The organism is Kitasatospora sp. NPDC096204 (genome assembly GCF_044763205.1).
GTDB lineage: Bacteria > Actinomycetota > Actinomycetes > Streptomycetales > Streptomycetaceae > Kitasatospora.
The window spans coordinates 45718-61618 of the sequence record NZ_JBIWFT010000037.1; the positions used below are offsets into that span (position 1 = coordinate 45718).

Consider the following 15901-nt stretch of genomic DNA (forward strand, 5'->3'; position numbering starts at 1 on the left):
CCCCGGCGGCATCGCGCTGCCGGGGGCCCGTCTTCGGGTGCTCAGGGCAGCTGCGGCGCCGAGCAGCCGTGGTGCTGGGCGGAGCGGGCGGCGAAGGTCCGCAGGGCGTCCTTCTCCAGGGCCGGGTCGGGCGCGGCGGTGTGGTTCCCGTCGAACACGGTGGCCACCGTGAAGAGGGCGGTGGCGCCGCCGGGGCAGGCGGCGGTGGCCCAGGCCACGTCGTCCTTGGCACCCGCCGGGCTGGTGACCGGGTAGTCCGCGACGGCGGGGAGGACGTCCGCGAACGGCGGGTAGTACGCCCCCAGGCGGAAGCGCGGGGCGTCCTGGCCGGCGTACAGGAAGCAGTCCTCGATCAGGGCGTTCGGGTCCGCCGCCGACTCGTTGGTGGTGCCGGACAGCCCGGCGCAGGTGCCGGTGGCCGCGCCGTCCGCGACCTTGACGTACCGGGTGTCCGCCGGGACCTCGGTGATCTCCGGTCCGGAGGGCGCGGTGCAGCCCCAGACCCGGGCGGCGCCGTCCGCGGCGCGGGCGGCGATGCGGGCGAACCGGGCCCGCCGGGCCGGGTCGTCGAGGACGTCCTTGCCGTCGGCCGGGACGGCCCCGACGGTGATCAGCAGGCCCGAGGAGTTCGGGGCGGGGCAGTCCAGGGAGACCACGGCGGTCGCGCCGATCCCGCCCTGGAGGTCCAGGACGCCCCTGCGGCCGTGGCCGAACGGCATCACCATGGTGGTGGAGAGGTTCGGACGGTCCCGGCCGAGCCTGTGCAGCGCCCCGTCGGCCCGCTCCTGGCTCCGGTCGATCCGGACGTCCAGGAAGCCGTTGCCGGGATTCCCGGCGTTGTCCACGGAACAGGCGGCCAGGCCCTCCGGCGCCTTGGCGTCCTTGCCGCGCGCCCGGTCCACCCCGAGCAGGTCCTCGACCTCGGCGGTGTCCACGCTGCCGTGGCAGAGCCCGGCCAGCGAGCGGCCGTCCTGCCAGCGGTCGTACCCGCCGCCCAGGTAGAACACGGCGCCGGCGACGAGGACCAGCCCGACGGCGGCGGCGACCGGAAGCCGCCACCGCCGACGGGCCCCGCGCGGTTCCGCGGGCTCGGCCGTCACTTGTTCTCGCCCCCGCGGCCGAGGGCGGCGGCGGCGTCGCTGCGGCCGGTGTTGTAGATCGTCCGCATCTGCTGCTCGTCCCAGTCGACGGCCGGGGCGTCCGGGCTGAGTCCGGCCCGCTGCTGCTGCCACTTCTCGACCATGGCGCTGATCCCCTCGTGTCCGCTGCGGCCGTCGGCGCCGGTGAGGGTGTTCGCCTCGATCCGGCCGGCTGCGGCCGCGTTGATCTCGGCGGTGGCGTTCATCTGCCACCCCATGATCCCGTCACCGAGCAGGCTCTGGGCCATCGCGCCGACCCCGGGGACCGGGACGAGCTTCAGCGGGGTGCCGATGCCCTGGTACAGGCCCTTGGCCTGCCAGGCCTTGACCTTGGTGTCGTCGTCGCGCTCGTCGAGGATGGCGTCGGCCTGGACGGCGTCGTACACGCCGAGGGCGACCGAGGAGTTGGCCATCACGCCCTTCCACTCCTTCTCGCCCACGTTGGGCGGGAGTTCGGCGAGCTGCTGGGCGACGTGCACCATCTCGGCCTGCTGGAGGACGTGGTGGGACTCGGGGTCGTCGGCGATGCCGCGCAGGACCCGGACCAGGGAGCCCTTGTCGGTCGCCATCCTGGTCTCCCCGGTGACCGGGTCGACCCAGACGCCGCTGGCGTCCTCGCCGGAGTGGTCCTTGGCCGCGCGGTTGGTGCCGGAGAGGATGTCGTGGGTGTCGGCGGTGTAGTCGGCCAGCGCGTTGGCGATCGGGCGCTGCATGCCGGCCGGGAGCTTCTCGTGGCCGATGCCGCCGTCCAGCATGTTGACGGTGTCGCGCATGACCCGGGCCTGGGCCTCGGTGTGATGCCTGACGGCGTCCTCCTGGCCCGCCCGGTCGCCGGTGGCGGCGGCCTCGATGGCCAGGCCGAGCGAGTGCTGGCCGTGGACGTACCCGCCGTCGCGGCCCATCTCGGAGGGCCAGCGGCGGTCGTCCACCAGGTGCTTGAGGTGGTCGTTGGTCCGCGGGTCGCCCGGGTCCAGGAAGCGGGTGGAGGCCTGCGGGTTGTGGCTGAGCGCCTCCATGAAGCCGACCATCGCGTCGCCGCCGCGCCCGTCGCCGAGGTGGTCCCAGCTCGGCTGGGTCGAGTCGGGCGACCAGATGAGCTGGGGGTCGGTCTTGGTGGCGCGTTCGAACTTGAGCAGGCTGTCGCCGTAGGAGTTGAGGAAGTCGGTGTCGTACTCGCCGGACCGCATCAGGCTGCTCATCAGCTGGTAGCCCCGGGGCTGAGGACCGCCGCCCGGCTGGTTGATGACCTGGGGGCCGAGCTTGAGCATCTCGTTCTCCCAGTCCTGCATGGGCTTGGAGTGGCTCTGGGTGGCGGTGCCCAGGGTCGCTCCCAGCGAGGCCTGGAGCTTCTTCACGGCCTCGTTGCGTTCCTTGCTGTACGCCCCGAACTTGGCCGGGTCGTTGGCGTCGCGCCAGAACTCCAGGGTGCCACGCGGGCCGAGGGTGGTGGCGAACTGCTCGGCGAACGCGGGATCGTTCCTACGCTTCTCCAGCAGGGCGTTGAGCCTGGTCAGCTCCTCGACCGAGAGGTTGCCGCCGCCCTTGCCGGCCAGGGTGAGCGCGTCGTCGAGGTCCTTGCGGGCCTCGGTGGCCTCGGTGAGGCTCTTGTAGCCGTTGGCGTTGAACGAGTGGTCGTCCGCGCCGTTCGGGTCCGAGCGCAGCGCCCAGGCGGCGGCCTGGTCCGCGTCGGCGGCCTGCTGGAGCGCCGCTTCGAGACTGTGGACCAGGTCCTCCACCGCGCGCTTGCGCTGCGGCAGGAAGACCCGCTCGTAGTCCGGTTCGTTCTGGGCGGACTTGTCCTTCAGCAGCGGATGGACGTCGGTGACCCTTCCCGTGCCGTCCACCTGAAGGTGGTTGGCCGGGCCGTCCTCGTCGGCGATCTTCTTCAGTCGGGCCTGGGCGGCGGTGAACTGCTGGGCGGCGTCGGCGAGCAGCCCGCTGATGTCGGCGGACTCCTTTCCGGCGGCGTCGAGCTGTTCGGCGGCCTTCTTGATCTGCGCGCGGGCCTGGGTGGCGGCCTCGCCCTCCCAGCCGGCGGCCAGCTTGTCGGCGACCTCGCCGGTCAGCCGGTCCTTCAGGCCGACGTAGCGGGCCTGGAGGGTCTTCCACTCCTCGGCGGCCGCGTGCAGCGGCTCGATCTTGGCGTTGCGGACGATCTCGTAGCTCAGCACGGTGGTGGCCCCTCAGTTCCCGCCGGACAGGTTCTGCTTGTTGGCGTTCTCGGTCGCCGTGTACTGGTCGGCGGTCTTCCGCAGCCGCTCCGCGATGTCGTAGAGGAGGTTGCCGAGGGTGGAGACCTGACTGTCCCAGCGGATGGAGCGGTTGCGCAGCTCCGGGCCGGTCTGCCAACTGGTCAGCGCGGCATAGGCGGTGGTGGTCTTCTCCGCTGCGGCGTCGTCGACGGTGTGGAAGTTGCCCTTGATCTCGTCGACGGTGCCGGCCCGCGCCTTCAGGTCGGCGGGGCTGACGGTCACCTTGCCGCCGCCACCACCTCCGCCGCCACCGGCGGAGTTGAGCCGCAGGCCCGCGTACTTCTTCCGGTCCTCGTCGTCGAACAGGCCGTCCCAGGCGGGATTGTGAGCCAAAGCGTCCCCCGTGTTGGCGTCTCGGTCATGAAGTCTTGGTCCGTGCTTGGTCGTTCATTGACCATGACTTTTCGGCCCCGTCGATGGTTCCCGAGCCGACGGACGTGATCCGGAACGCCGCAGGCCGCGAACCGCGCCCGGATCGGGGCGAGTTCGCGGCCTGCGGGGGAACGGTGCCGTTCCCGGCCGGGCGGCCGGGCGGGCTCAGGCGGAGGCGGCGTCCAGCAGGGCGGTCTGCTCCGGGGTGAGCTTCAGGGCGGCGCCGGCCAGCAGCGCCGGGAGCTGCTCGACGGTGCGGGCGCTGGCGATCGGGGCGGCGACCGTCGGCCGGGCGGTGAGCCAGGCCAGGGCGACGGAGGCGGGCTCCACCTCCTGCTCGGCGGCGACGGTGTCCAGTGCCTCCAGCACCCTGGGGCCGCGCGGCTCGGCCAGGTAGCGGGCGGCGCCCTCGGCGCGGGCGCTGTCCACGCCACCGATGCCCGGACGGTACTTGCCGGTCAGGAAGCCGGAGGCCAGCGCGTAGTACGGGACGGTGGCCAGGCCGTGCTCGGCGACGACGTCGGCCAGCGGGCCCTCGAAGGTGTCGCGCGAGACCAGGTTGTAGTGCGGCTGGACGGCGACGTACTTCGCCAGGCCCTCGCGGTCGGCGAAGGCCAGCGCCTCGGAGAGCCGCTCGGCGGAGATGTTGGAGGCGGCGACCGCCCGGACCTTGCCCTCGCGGACCAGCTCGTCCAGGGCGGTGACGAACTCCTCGACCGGGGTGTCGTCGTCCCGGTGGGTGTAGTAGAGGTCGATCCGCTCGACGCCCAGGCGGCGCAGCGAGTCCTCGGCCGCGGCCTTGACGTTGGCGGCGCCCAGGCCGTTGCGCGCGGCGAGCATGCCGACCTTGGTGGCGATCACGATGTCCTCGCGGTTGCCGCGGTTGCCGCGGCTGCGCAGCCAGTTGCCGAGGACGGTCTCGGACTCGCCGCCGGCGTTGCCCGGCGCCCAGGAGGAGTAGACGTCGGCGGTGTCGACGAAGTTGCCGCCGGCCGCCGCGTAGGCGTCCAGCACGGCGAAGGACTGCTGTTCGTCGGCCGTCCAGCCGAAGACGTTGCCGCCGAGGGAGAGCGGGAAGACGGACAGGTCGGAGGTGCCGAGGCTCACCCGGCTGTGGTTTCCGGTCATGGTCCCAGTCAACCGGATCACCGCCAGGTGTGTTCCGTGAACCGTACGGTCTTCACGAGTCCGTCGTGCCGCTGTCGCACGTGGGGGTGGTGTGTCCCGTACGACGGGGGTCCGGGGTGTGCCTGAGGTGGGCCGATTCGTTAGAGTCCCTGCCATGGCTGACAACGACTACGACCCCGCCGGCAGCACCCAGATGTTCCGGGCGTTCGTCGACGAGAGCCCGGCCCCGCAGGCTCCGGGCAACGTTTCCACCTACAGCAGCAGCAAGAGCGGCAGCCGCACCGGCGTGATCGCGCTGATCGCCGTCGTCGCGCTGGTCGTCCTGGGCGGCGTCATCTGGCTGGCGGTCAAGTGAGCATCGCGCGGGTGGCCCTCGTCCGGGTCACCCGCGCGACGGTGGAGGAGCTCCTCAGCAGGGCTTGCGCCAGGCGTTCAGCTCGAGCTTCTTGCGCATCGAACTGAAGCCCAGCGACTTGGCCTTGGCGCAGAACTGGTCCGTGTCGAGCTTGTACTCGACGTGGAAGACCGCCTTGCCCGCCTTGACGAACGGGGCGACCCGGTCGCACTCGTCGAACTGCGCGCACTCCTCGTTGACCGCGAAGTCGAAGTCCCCGAGCAGCGCCGGGATCTGGTCGAGGTCGTTCTTGAGCCCGATCGCCAGGCCGCGTTCGTGGGCGAGCTGCGCCAGCATCCGGTTGTACCTGAGCTGGTCGTCGGCGGTCAGCGGGAAGCCGCTGTTCTGGTTGTAGGCCTCGATGGTGTCCGGTTCGACGGCGTCGAAGCCCTTGCTCCTGCACATGTCGAAGCGGGCGGCCATCAGCGGCCTCAGCTGGTCGAGCTTGCGGATGTCGAACCACTTCTCGCCCTTCCAGCCGGTGTCCGAGCCCTGCAGGGACTTGGCGAAGGCGGCGGAGTCGGGGCGGAAGTCCTCCCAGGAGCCGGCGTTGATGTAGCAGATCACCTTGCGGCCCTTGGCGTGCAGGGCGGCCACCACCGAGGCGTCGTTCTCGAAGCCGTCGATGTCGTAGACCGGTACGTCCACGGACTGGTCCACGCCGCCGCCGAGTTGCCACTGCCAGGCGAGGCCGGGGGTGGGCTGCCAGCGGGCGCCGGCCGGCGGAGGTACCGGGTTGCCGGGCGGGGAGCCGGTTCCCGGCGGGGTGGCGGGCGGCGGGGTTCCGCCGGGCGTGCCCGGGGCCGGGACGGTGGTGCCGGGAGCGGTGGGTGCGGGGCCCGGGGTGTCCGGCGCGGTGGTGGCCGCGTCGGGGGTGCCGGGGGTGCTCGGCGCGGTGGCCGCGGGGGAGTTGCTCGGGGTGCCGTCGGCCGCGTCCTGGTCGTCCTCCGATCCCGAGCTGCTGCACGAGCTGACCAGCAGGGCGGTGGCGGTGGCGAGGGCCAGGGCGGCCGGAAGCAGCCGGTTGCGACGGTTCACGGTAGTCGGACTCCGGATCGGGTCAGGTCAGTTCAGCGGCGTTCAGGCCGTACGGCAGGGTGCGCCAGGGGTTGTCCCCGGCTCCCGGTACGGCACAGCCGACGCCGGCTCGCCGGGCGGCGATCAGGGCGGCGGCGTCCAGGGCGTGTTCGGCGGGGACGTCGTAGACCAGGTGGCAGAAGCGGGAGGCCGCGTGCCGGCCGGTCCACAGCGGCAGCGTCATGCCGCGGTAGGCGTCCCAGTCGCCCTCGAAGGTGACCAGCAGGTCGGCGAGGCCGACCTCGGCGTAGCCCGGGTCCGGGTGCTCGCCGTGGCCGAACACCACGGTGCCGCAGCCGGCCGCTCGGGCGGCCGTGGCCAGCCGCCGGTAGTGCGCCAGCGCGCCCGGGTGGGTGCTGACCTGGTCGAGGTAGACGCCGGTGATGCCGTGGCGCTGGCGGTACGTCAGGATGTCGGCCACCACGGCGGCGTGCGGTCGGCGTCCGTAGTCGGTGTCGGTGTAGCCGACCAACGGCAGGCCCGCGGCGCGGAGTTCGTCGGCCGCCTCGGCGAAGACGTGGTCCGGGACCGCGCCCGGGCCGTCGGCGAGGTTGAGCACGACGGCGGCGACCCGGGTGGGGTCGGCGGCGGCGACCGCCCGCCAGGCCGCCGGGTCCACCGCGGGGTGGACGTACAGCGGCACCAGCAGGCGGCCGTCGGGGGTCTGCCCGGCGGTCATGCGACCACCGGGTCGGGCGTGGGCCCGGCGGTGCCGAGCCACAGGTCCCGCAGGGTGTCGGCGAGGTCCGTCTCCGGCCGCCAGCCGAGTTCCCGGGCGGCGGCCGACACGTCGGCCTGCTGCCAGGAGACCCCGGCCGAGCGTTCCGAGCCGGCCCCGCTCTCGTCGATCCGGCCGGTGAAGCCGGCCGCGGCGACCAGCCCGTCGGCGATCGCCCGGACCTGCCGGGCGTGCCCGGAGGCCAGGTTGAGCACCCGGGGGAGCGGACGGTCGGCGGTGACGGCCAGGCCGACCGCCTTCGCCACGTCCCGGGCGTCGACGAAGTCCCGGTACGCGGAGAGGTCGCCGACCGTGATCACGCCGTCGGCGCCCTCGGGCGCCAGCCGGCGGAGCTCGGCGGCCAGCCGGCCGGGCAGCGAGCCGGCCGGGGCGCCGGGGCCGACCGGGTTGAACACCCGTAGCACCACGGCGTCCAGCGGCGAGCCGGCCACCGCGAGGGAGCCGGCCAGCTTGGTCGCGCCGTACACGCCGACCGGGCGGGCGTCGGCGTCCTCGGTGAGGGACTCGCCCTGCGCGCAGACGCCGTACTCGCCGGCCGAACCGATGTGCACCAGGCGGGCCTTCGGGGCGCCGAGGGACAGCGCCTCGCAGAGCACCGCCGGGCCGCGGGCGTTCACCTCGGCGAGCTTGACCGCGCTGCCGGCCACCGCGCCGGCGAAGTTGACCACCGCGTCGGGGGCCAGCGCGGACAGTTCCTCGCCGAGCGGGCCGGCCTGGGCGGTGGCCAGGTCCAGCCGGAGGTCGTGGGTGGGCCGCCGGCCCGCGGTCAGCACGGTGGCACCGGGCAGTGACCGCAGGACGGCGGTGGCGTGACGGCCGAGGAAGCCGTCGCCGCCGAGGAGCAGGATTCTCACGCGGCCCGTCCGTCGCTCTCCACGCCCGCGGTGGCGGGCTCGGCGGTCGCGTCGTCCGGAGCGGTGCGGGCGGCCGGGATCGGCAGTTCCGCGACGCCGCCCGGTGTGGGGCCGGTCGGCTCGAAGGGCATCAGGACCGGGCGGATGGTGGAGAACTCGGCGTTGGCCCGGTCGTAGTCGTCGGGCCGGCCGATGTCCAGCCAGTAGCCGCCGAACTCGTACGCCGCCGGCGGAGTCCCGGCGGCCAGCAGGTCCAGCACCAGCTCGTCGAAGCCCAGCGGCAGGCCGGGGGTGTACTTGGCGAGTGCCGAGCGGGAGACGCCGTACACGCCCATCGAGACGCGGTAGTCGATGCTGGGCTTCTCCTGGAAGCCGGTGATGGTGCCCTCGGCGGTGGTCAGCACCCCGAAGTCGATCTTGACCTGACGGGCGTAGGTGGCGATGGTCAGCGGGGCGCCGGACGCCTCGTGGTGCTTGAGCACCCCGGCGAAGTCCAGGTCGGTCAGGATGTCGCCGTTCATCACCAGGAAGTGCTCGGGCAGGCGCTCCTGCATGGTGAGCAGCGGGCCCATGGTGCCGAGCGGGCTGTCCTCGACGGCGTAGCCGACCCGCAGGCCCCACTGGGAGCCGTTGCCGACGTAGGCGCGGATGATGTGGCCGAGGTGGCCGATGGCCAGGGTGACGCTCTGGAAGCCCGCGGCGGCGAGCTGTCGCATCACGATCTCCAGGATCGCGTGCTGGTCGCCGATCGGAACGAGCGGCTTGGGAAGCGCGGTGGTGTACGGGCGCAGACGGACGCCCTTACCGCCGGCCAGGATCACTGCGTGCATGGTGTTTCCCCCACGGAAAGGATGTGCAGGACACGAACCTTGGTTACCAGGACGAGCAAGATCGGTTGCGGCGGGTCAGACGTTGTAGATGTCGGTCTTGTAGCGGGCCAGGTTGGCCGGCTCGCGGAAGAACTCGATGGTCTGCTCCAGGCCCTGCTCCAGGCTGAACCCCGGGGCCCAGCCGGTGGCCTCGCGCAGCCGGGTCGCGTCCGCGACCAGGCGCATGACCTCGGAGTTGGTCGGACGGATGCGCTGCTCGTCCTCCTTCACCACCAGGTCCACGCCCATCAGCTTGCCGATCAGGGTGACCAGGTCGCCGACCGAGATCTCGCCGCCGGTGCCGGCGTTGAAGGTCCGGCCGACCACCGTCTCGGCGGGGGCGGTGCCCACCGTGCGGAAGGCGTTGGCGGTGTCCTTGACGAACATGAAGTCGCGGGTCGGGCGCAGGTCGCCGAGGGTGATCTCGGTCTGGCCGGCCGCGACCTGGGCGATCACGGTCGGGATGACGGCGCGCATCGACTGGCGCGGGCCGAAGGTGTTGAACGGGCGCAGGGTGACGACCGGGGTCTCGAAGCTGGCGTGGTAGCTGTCCGCCAGCCGGTCCCCGCCCGCCTTGGAGGCGGCGTACGGGGACTGGGTGTTGATCGGGTGGTCCTCGGTGATCGGCACGGTCTGCGCGGTGCCGTAGGTCTCGCTGGTGGAGGTGTGCACCAGGCGGGGGATCTCCAGGTGGCGCACCGCCTCCAGCACGTTCAGGGTGCCGGTGACGTTGGTGTCCACGTACGAGTGGGGGGCTCGGTAGGAGTACGGGATCGCGATCAGGGCGGCCAGGTGGTAGACCGCCTCGGTGCCCTTGACCAGGCCGTTGACCGAGCCAGGGTCCCGGACGTCGCCGAGGATGATCTCGACCGACTCCAGCACCTCCGCGGACAGGGTCTCCAGCCAGCCGAAGGACGAGAACGAGTTGTACTGGACCATCGCGCGGACGTGGTGCCCGTCGGCGACCAGGGTCTCGACGAGGTGGGAGCCGATGAAGCCCTCGGCTCCGGTTACCGCGACGCTGCTCATGCGGATTTCGCTTTCTCGATCTGCCGGGGCGGCCGGACGCTCGGTGACGGCCGGCCGCCGCCGACGGGTGGGTGTCTCGGGTGGAACGGGTACGGCGGTGCACGCGAAGGAAGGCGTGCGGGATATTCGATGTGTTCAGCGGTGCTGGGTGGTGCGGCCGAGCGCGGGCCCGGCGAGTGCGGTGAGGACGACGGCGGCCGCCCCGCAGCCGATCAGCTGCAGGACGATCGGGTCCACACCTGCCAGCAGCCCGGCGCTCTCGGCGACCGCGGCGGCCAGACAGACGAGGGCGGTGCTCCAGCTGAACCCGAAGGCGTTCAGCAGCAGCGCCAGCCAGAGCGAGCCGCCGAGGAGCAGCATCGCGCCGAGCTGCGGCACGCCGAGCGCGGGGGCGCCGGGCCACAGCACGGTCGCGGCGGCGTCCAGCGCGGCCACGGTGGTGAGGTAGATGAACAGACAGCCGAGCAGGATCGCACCGGCGCGGCGGGAGAACTGGCCGCTGGTGTGGCTGGTGCGCAGCGCGGCCACCGCCAGCGCCCGGTAGCGGAAGAGCAGCCACTCGGCGAGGCCCAGGCTGAGCGTCAGCGCGATCATGGCCGGGCCGGTCGGGGTCGTCGACGTCCCCTGCGCGGCGTGGCCGCCGGTCTGCACGGCCTGGTGGATGGTCCCGCCGAGGCCGGCGATCAGCGTGAGCGCGCCGCAGGCCAGGCCGAACAGCAGGTGCGGGAGTTCCTGGCGGACCGGCAGCCTCAGCTCGACGGACTCGCGTTCGCCGCCGCGGATGCAGACCAGCAGCTCCCGGACGGCCAGCCCGACCGCCAGCGCCACCGAGGCGAGCAGCACCACCGTACGGACCAGCTGCGGGACGTCCACCGCCAGCACCACGCCCGCGCCGACCGAGGCCGGCGCCAACGCCAGCAGCAGGAACTTCTCCCGCCCGAGCACCAGCAGCACGGTGGCCGCGGCCAGGTAGCAGGACTGCCCGGCGGCGAAGCACAGCGCGCCGAGCGGCCCGCCGACCACGTACGCGGCGGCCGAGGCGACCAGCGCGCCGGCCGGGGCGCCGACGGCCAGGCAGACCGCGGCGTCGCGGCGGCGCAGCCGGCTCAGCCAGCGGTAGGAGCGGTGTGCCAGTGCCTGGTTGAAGCCCCAGCTGACCAGCGTGGCGACGGACAGCGCGAGCATGCCCGAGGGCAGGCCGAAGCGCATCCGGGTGGTCGCGAACAGGCTGGCGCCGAGCAGGTAGCCGAGTCCCGGCAGCGCGAACACCAGGCCGCGCACCACGCAGCGCCAGGGGTCGGCCCGCCAGGGGTTGGCGAACTCGGAGCTCGGGCCGGGGTAGCGGCGCTCGACCTTCTCGAACAGCTCCTCGGCGACGGTGAAGGCGTCGGGGCGGCCGTACAGCAGGGCGGCCTGCTCGTCCGAGAGGCCGTCGGACTCCAGGAACGCCGCGATCTCGTACGGGTGGACGGCGTCGGCGCAGACGTCGCGCAGGCGCTCGGCGAGTTCGTCCAGCGGGTCCGCGGGCAGGTAGAGCGAGTCTTCCGGATCCGCCTCCGCCTCCGGCTCCGGCGGGGCGGGGCGGCGGCGCTTGAGCGGCAGCGTGCGCAGCTGCATGGTGTGCTCGGGGCCGCCCTCGCCGGGGATCAGACGCAAGGGACCACTCATGCCCCGACCTCGCTGTGCTCGGCGGCCGCTTCGCGGGACACGCGCTTCTCGGTGGTTCGCTCTCCGCGCTCGTTCACGCCCCGACCTCGCTCGGCTCGGGGCGGGCGGCGGCCAGCTGCTGGTCCCAGTCGGGGCTGGGGGCCTGGTCGGTGACGGCGACCATGCCGCCCGGCATCCAGCGGGCGGTGCCCAGGAGTTCGGTGTAGATGCCGCGGAAGCCGTCGATGTTCTGGCGGAGGGTGAACTGCTCGATCACCCGGAGCCGGGCGCCCTCGCCGAGCCGGGCCCGCCGTTCGGGGTCGCGCAGCAGCTCGATCGCGGCGGCCGCCATCGGCTCCGGCTCGCGCGGGGGGACGACCAGTCCGGTGTCGCCGACGGCCTCGCGCACGCCGCCGACGTCGGTCGAGACGGTCGCGCGGCCGCAGGACATCGCCTCGATCAGGGTGAACGGGAAGCCCTCGCTGATGCTGGAGAGCATGACCACGTTGCCCGCCGCGTACGCGTCGGTGATGTCGGCGACGCGGCCCTCGAAGGCCACCGAGTCGGCTATGCCGAGCTCGGCGGCCAGGGCTATGCAGCCGTCCCGGTACGCCTCGCCGCCCTTGGGAGTGCCGCCGAAGAGCCGCAGCCGCGCGTCGGGGATCTCGCGCTGGACGATGGCGAAGGCCCGGATCAGCGTCTCCAGGTCCTTGATCGGGTCGACCCGGCCGGCCCAGCTGAGGGTCGGCGTCTCGGGTTCGGGGCCGGCCGGCGGGAAGGCCGCCGGGTCCACCCCGTTGTAGACGGTGCGGATGTGCGAGGACGGCGTTCCGCCGCGCTCCTCCCAGCGCCGGTTGTACCGGTTGCCGGGGGTGACCAGCGCGGCCTGCCGGTAGCTCTCCTCGGCGAGCATCCGGTAGAAGCCGAGCAGCAGCGCCTTGACCGGCCAGCGGTACGGGCCGGTGCGGTAGCCGAGGTAGCGCTCGCGCAGGTAGATGCCGTGCTCGGTGAGCAGAAACGGTACGCCGTACTGCTGAGCGGCGATCAGCCCGGGCAGGGTGGCGAGCCCGCCGCTGGCCGCGTGCGCGACGCCGTCCTTGGGCGGCTCGACCGAGAGCGGCCGCAGGGCGTGCTCCAGCAGGTCGGTGGCGTTCAGGGCATCGTGCAGGGTGGGCCGGGAGACGGCGGTCGGCAGGTAGTCGCGGGTCCAGACGTGCTGGAGGGTGCGCAGGGCGCGCTCGCTGCGCAGCGCCGGGCTGAGCAGCCCGTGCCGGGCGAGGTCGGCGAAGCCGTACAGCTCGGTGCCGAAGTGGGTGGTGTAGACCGGATCGAGGATGGAGTGCAGGAAGCGCTCGTACGCGTTGAGGAAGCGCCGCATCTCCTTGCCGCGTGGCGGTCGGCCTTCCGAGGCCGGCCCCCACAGCGGTGCGGTGGTGACCGACCGCACGTTGGCGGGCAGTTCCCAGGCCAGCGGCTCGTGGCCGGTTCCGGTGACGGCGATGACGTCGAACTCGACGTCCGGCATGCCCTGAACGAGCTGGTCGCACCAGACGCTCACGCCGCCGTGCTGGTGCGGATACGTCCCCTCGGTGAGCAGGGTGACGCGCATTCCTGTCCCCCCTCCTGTTCTTGCGTCGGTTCCGGCCTGGATGACCGGAACGGGAGCCGTGGCGGGGTCGGGCCGGGCGACCGGCCCGACCCCGCTGACGGCGGGTGGTACCGGTTACCGGTTGCCGGAGCGTCCGGTGGTGCTGCTCGGCGTGGCCGTCCCCCCAGACGCCTTGCCGTTCTTCGTCGCAGCGGTGTCGCCGTGGTGGCCGTTGCCGCCCTGACCGATGGTGCCAGCGACGACGTCCTTGCCGGGCACCGGGGTTCCGCTACCCGGGACCAGGGACGCGGCGGGCTTGCGCGTGGTGTCGCTCGGGCCCACCGGGACCGGGGTGGCGACGCCCTGCGGCACGACCTTCTTGTCCGCCGGCACCGGGGCCGGGACGGACTTGGCCGCGACGCTCGGGGCGACGGCCGCCGGGGCGGCCGGCGCGGACGGCAGCTGCAGGGTGATGCTGCTCTGCAGCGCGCCCGGGGCCACCCAACCCGAGAGGGTACCGGCGTAGGACGAACCGAACCCGCCCGTCCCGATGGCCAGCTTCTGAGCAGTTCCGGTCGGCATGGTGGCCTGGACCTGAACGCCGGACGGCGCGTTCACGGTGACGGTGTTGCCGACCCGGTAGGCGGTGACCTGGCCCGCGGCGAGCGCGTTGTTCCAGGCCGCGCGGCGCTGGAACTCCTGGCCGATCTCACGCTGGCTCAGGTTCACGATCGGGGTGTTGTCCGCGTGCAGCGAGCGGTAGGTGCCGAGGATCTTCTCCAGCACCGGGTACAGGATGCGGTCCTCGGACAGGTTCGACTGGTGCACGAAGTGCGGACGCGGGTCGTTGTTCAGCACGTGGCCGAGGTCGATCCGGGCCTCCAGCGGCACGATGTACGCCTGGTAGCCGGTGTTGACGTCCAGCGGCTGCGACAGGCAGGTCGAGTTGGCGTTGTTCTCGCAGACGCCGCTGCCGCCGTTGGCCTTGCTGGTGTAGATCCAGTTGTACTCGTCGGCCTCCTCCTTCGCCGTGCCGGCGTTGTAGAAGACGTTCATCGGGTACCGCGGCACGGTCAGCGTGGAGGTGCCGACGGCGCGCTGGCCGCTCTCGCGGGAGGCGTCGCTGGCGGTGAACTTGATGCCGTGGGAGGCCAGCGCGGGCGCCAGGTACGGGTTGTCGCTGGTCTCCTGCGGGGCGGTCAGCAGCCCGGAGTGCTCACCGGTGACCAGGGTCTGCGGGTCGACCTGGAGGCTGCGCGCGGCGGCCCAGTCGAAGTTGTTCTGGATCTGGGTGGAGATGGTGTTCTGGTCGACCCAGACCGTCCCGCCCGCGGCGTTCTTGCTGCAGACCCACGGCACCACGGTGACGTTCTGGACGCAGCCCAGGTACGGGTGGGTGTAGGTGTGGTTGACCCACCGGTAGCTGCTCTGGTCGGCGATCATCCGGTCCGCCGTGGGGTCCACGGTGGTCTCGTGGTCGGCCTTCCAGTCCTCGCTGCCGCCACCGTTGAACACCATGTCCAGGGTGAAGTTGTTGGCGGCCTGCCACTGCTTGAGGTGGTTGGCGTCGTCGACGGTCATCCGGATCGGGTTGGCGGTGTCCGGGGTGCCGGGCGGGCAGGTGACGTCGCCGGGGGTGCACTTGAGCGCGGTGTCCCAGCGGTCGTCGGCCAGGAAGACGTCGTCCACGTGGGTGGCGAAGTAGTTGCGGTCGTAGCCGAGGTGGACGCCCTGGGTGAGCCAGTCGACCATGCCGCGGGCCAGCAGGCGGTACTGCTGCTGGTACTGGTTGTAGACGAACGTGACGACCAGTTCCTTGCGGCCGTCGTGGGTGTACTCGCCGACCAGTGAACCGCGGGTGGTCGTGCTGGGTATCGGCGCGTCGACCAGCGGGACGAACGAGGCGCCGGCCGGCAGACCGGCGAGCGGAGTGGCCAGGTACCCGTAGCTCTCGCTGACGTTCGGGTCGTTGTCCTCGAACGGGACGCCGCCCTTGAGGTACCCGAACGGTCCCGAAGTTCCGGCGGCGGTGGTGGCGCCCTGGAATCCGTCCAGAGTGCCCACGAATCCGGGATTCTGAGCGTAGTTCAGACCCACCGCCGGGTTGGCCCACGTGTACGCGTCGATCTGGCGGACGTTGAATGCGGCCTCGTAGCTCGCGATCGCCGTCATCTCGGCGGCACTGTTGGGGAAGGGGTTTTCGTTGGGCAGCACGATGCCCTGGAACTTCCCCCGGGGCAGGCCGTTCACCGTGTCGCTCAGGAAAGCGGAGTTGATGACGGGCCGGTTGGGGTCGTTGAGGCTGACGACCTTGTAGGGCGTCCCCTGGCTCTTCAGCTCGGCGGCGATGGCCGCGACGGACGGGCCGCCGTCGTCGACGACCAGGACGGTGAGGTCGATCCTGGGCGGCGTGGTCTCGCCGTGGGCCAGGGTGGTCTGCAAGCCGCTGGCCAGCAGGACTGCCGCCGCGCACGCGGCGACTCTTCGGGTCGCTCGACCCATGGTGATCCTCCCCTTGGGGCAGGCCCGGCGCTGCTCGCCGCTCGCCCGCCCGTGTAGCTGTTCGCGGGCAGCAGGCTGCCCGGGGCCCATCCTGGTCGAGGGACAGCGGTGCGAGGGACCAATTGGGCGAGAGTGCAGCGAACCTGTTACCAACGTTCATGGCGAGGCCATGAAGGCGCTGATTGTGACCGGAACCGTACCGGCGGCGCAAATAATGAATTGAGAATGATAAACCGGAAGCTGAGTGCTACACGTGGTTACCGACGGTGTGGCCCAGTGGGGTGGAGGGGACACCTGCACTGTTGCCCTTG

The 15901-nt window shown here is 72.3% G+C and carries 12 protein-coding genes and 1 pseudogene; 1 reads left to right on the forward strand and 12 read right to left on the reverse strand.

Features of this window, described 5'->3' with window-relative positions; genetic code table 11:
• Window positions 1-41 precede the first annotated feature (41 nt).
• The 4 genes from ACIQ87_RS31665 to ACIQ87_RS31680 form a co-directional block, all read right to left on the reverse strand.
• The gene (locus ACIQ87_RS31665; protein WP_402413437.1) at window positions 42-1100 is read right to left on the reverse strand and encodes a hypothetical protein; all 1059 of its coding nucleotides are present in this window, start codon (window positions 1098-1100) and stop codon (window positions 42-44) included.
• Entirely contained in the window at window positions 1097-3310 is a 2214-nt protein-coding gene (locus tag ACIQ87_RS31670; protein WP_402413440.1) for a PPE domain-containing protein, read from the reverse strand. Before ACIQ87_RS31670 ends, ACIQ87_RS31665 begins: the two co-directional genes overlap by 4 nt.
• 12 nt (window positions 3311-3322) lie before the next feature.
• Entirely contained in the window at window positions 3323-3724 is a 402-nt protein-coding gene (locus tag ACIQ87_RS31675; protein WP_402413443.1) for a WXG100 family type VII secretion target, read from the reverse strand.
• Window positions 3725-3928: 204 nt separating this feature from the next.
• Complete coding sequence (locus ACIQ87_RS31680) at window positions 3929-4891, reverse strand: aldo/keto reductase (RefSeq protein WP_402413445.1); 963 nt, start codon at window positions 4889-4891, stop codon at window positions 3929-3931.
• Window positions 4892-5045: 154 nt separating this feature from the next.
• Here ACIQ87_RS31680 and ACIQ87_RS31685 point away from each other — a divergent pair, with 154 nt between their 5' ends.
• Entirely contained in the window at window positions 5046-5246 is a 201-nt protein-coding gene (locus tag ACIQ87_RS31685) for a hypothetical protein (RefSeq protein WP_402413448.1), read from the forward strand.
• A 54-nt stretch (window positions 5247-5300) separates the two neighbouring features.
• Here ACIQ87_RS31685 and ACIQ87_RS31690 read toward each other — a convergent pair whose 3' ends face one another.
• The 8 genes and pseudogenes from ACIQ87_RS31690 to ACIQ87_RS31725 all read right to left on the reverse strand — a co-directional run bounded on the left by ACIQ87_RS31690 (window position 5301) and on the right by ACIQ87_RS31725 (window position 15590).
• Window positions 5301-6323 carry an endo alpha-1,4 polygalactosaminidase gene (locus tag ACIQ87_RS31690; protein WP_402413451.1) on the reverse strand — a complete coding sequence of 341 codons (1023 nt, stop codon included), beginning with the start codon at window positions 6321-6323 and terminating at the stop codon, window positions 5301-5303.
• A 22-nt stretch (window positions 6324-6345) separates the two neighbouring features.
• Window positions 6346-7041, reverse strand: coding sequence for a spherulation-specific family 4 protein (locus ACIQ87_RS31695; RefSeq protein ID WP_402413453.1), 696 nt, complete (start codon window positions 7039-7041; stop codon window positions 6346-6348).
• On the reverse strand, window positions 7038-7955 hold the full coding sequence (locus ACIQ87_RS31700) for an NAD-dependent epimerase/dehydratase family protein (protein WP_402413456.1): 918 nt from the start codon (window positions 7953-7955) through the stop codon (window positions 7038-7040). The genes ACIQ87_RS31695 and ACIQ87_RS31700 overlap by 4 nt, the downstream gene beginning before the upstream one ends.
• A gap of 128 nt (window positions 7956-8083) precedes the next feature.
• Window positions 8084-8785, reverse strand: a pseudogene (locus ACIQ87_RS31705) (NDP-sugar synthase); the annotation flags it as partial.
• A 75-nt stretch (window positions 8786-8860) separates the two neighbouring features.
• Window positions 8861-9853: an SDR family NAD(P)-dependent oxidoreductase gene (locus tag ACIQ87_RS31710; protein WP_402413459.1), complete on the reverse strand. Its 993-nt coding sequence runs from the start codon at window positions 9851-9853 to the stop codon at window positions 8861-8863.
• A 135-nt stretch (window positions 9854-9988) separates the two neighbouring features.
• The gene (locus ACIQ87_RS31715; RefSeq protein ID WP_402413462.1) at window positions 9989-11521 is read right to left on the reverse strand and encodes a hypothetical protein; all 1533 of its coding nucleotides are present in this window, start codon (window positions 11519-11521) and stop codon (window positions 9989-9991) included.
• A gap of 73 nt (window positions 11522-11594) precedes the next feature.
• On the reverse strand, window positions 11595-13109 hold the full coding sequence (pelF, locus tag ACIQ87_RS31720) for a GT4 family glycosyltransferase PelF (RefSeq protein ID WP_402413463.1): 1515 nt from the start codon (window positions 13107-13109) through the stop codon (window positions 11595-11597).
• 114 nt (window positions 13110-13223) lie between these two features.
• A complete protein-coding gene (locus tag ACIQ87_RS31725) occupies window positions 13224-15590 on the reverse strand; it encodes a hypothetical protein (RefSeq protein WP_402413466.1) in 2367 nt (788 codons plus the stop codon).
• Window positions 15591-15901: the final 311 nt, after the last annotated feature.

Bases quoted from the DNA above. Each gene is read 5' to 3' on its own strand.
- ACIQ87_RS31680 (WP_402413445.1), bottom strand. From the start codon at position 4,891: ATGACCGGAAACCACAGCCGGGTGAGCCTCGGCACCTCCGACCTGTCC.
- ACIQ87_RS31685 (WP_402413448.1), top strand. From the start codon at position 5,046: ATGGCTGACAACGACTACGACCCCGCCGGCAGCACCCAGATGTTCCGG.
- ACIQ87_RS31695 (WP_402413453.1), bottom strand. From the start codon at position 7,041: ATGACCGCCGGGCAGACCCCCGACGGCCGCCTGCTGGTGCCGCTGTAC.
- ACIQ87_RS31710 (WP_402413459.1), bottom strand. From the start codon at position 9,853: ATGAGCAGCGTCGCGGTAACCGGAGCCGAGGGCTTCATCGGCTCCCAC.
- ACIQ87_RS31715 (WP_402413462.1), bottom strand. From the start codon at position 11,521: ATGAGTGGTCCCTTGCGTCTGATCCCCGGCGAGGGCGGCCCCGAGCAC.
- pelF (WP_402413463.1), bottom strand. From the start codon at position 13,109: ATGCGCGTCACCCTGCTCACCGAGGGGACGTATCCGCACCAGCACGGC.
- ACIQ87_RS31725 (WP_402413466.1), bottom strand. From the start codon at position 15,590: ATGGGTCGAGCGACCCGAAGAGTCGCCGCGTGCGCGGCGGCAGTCCTG.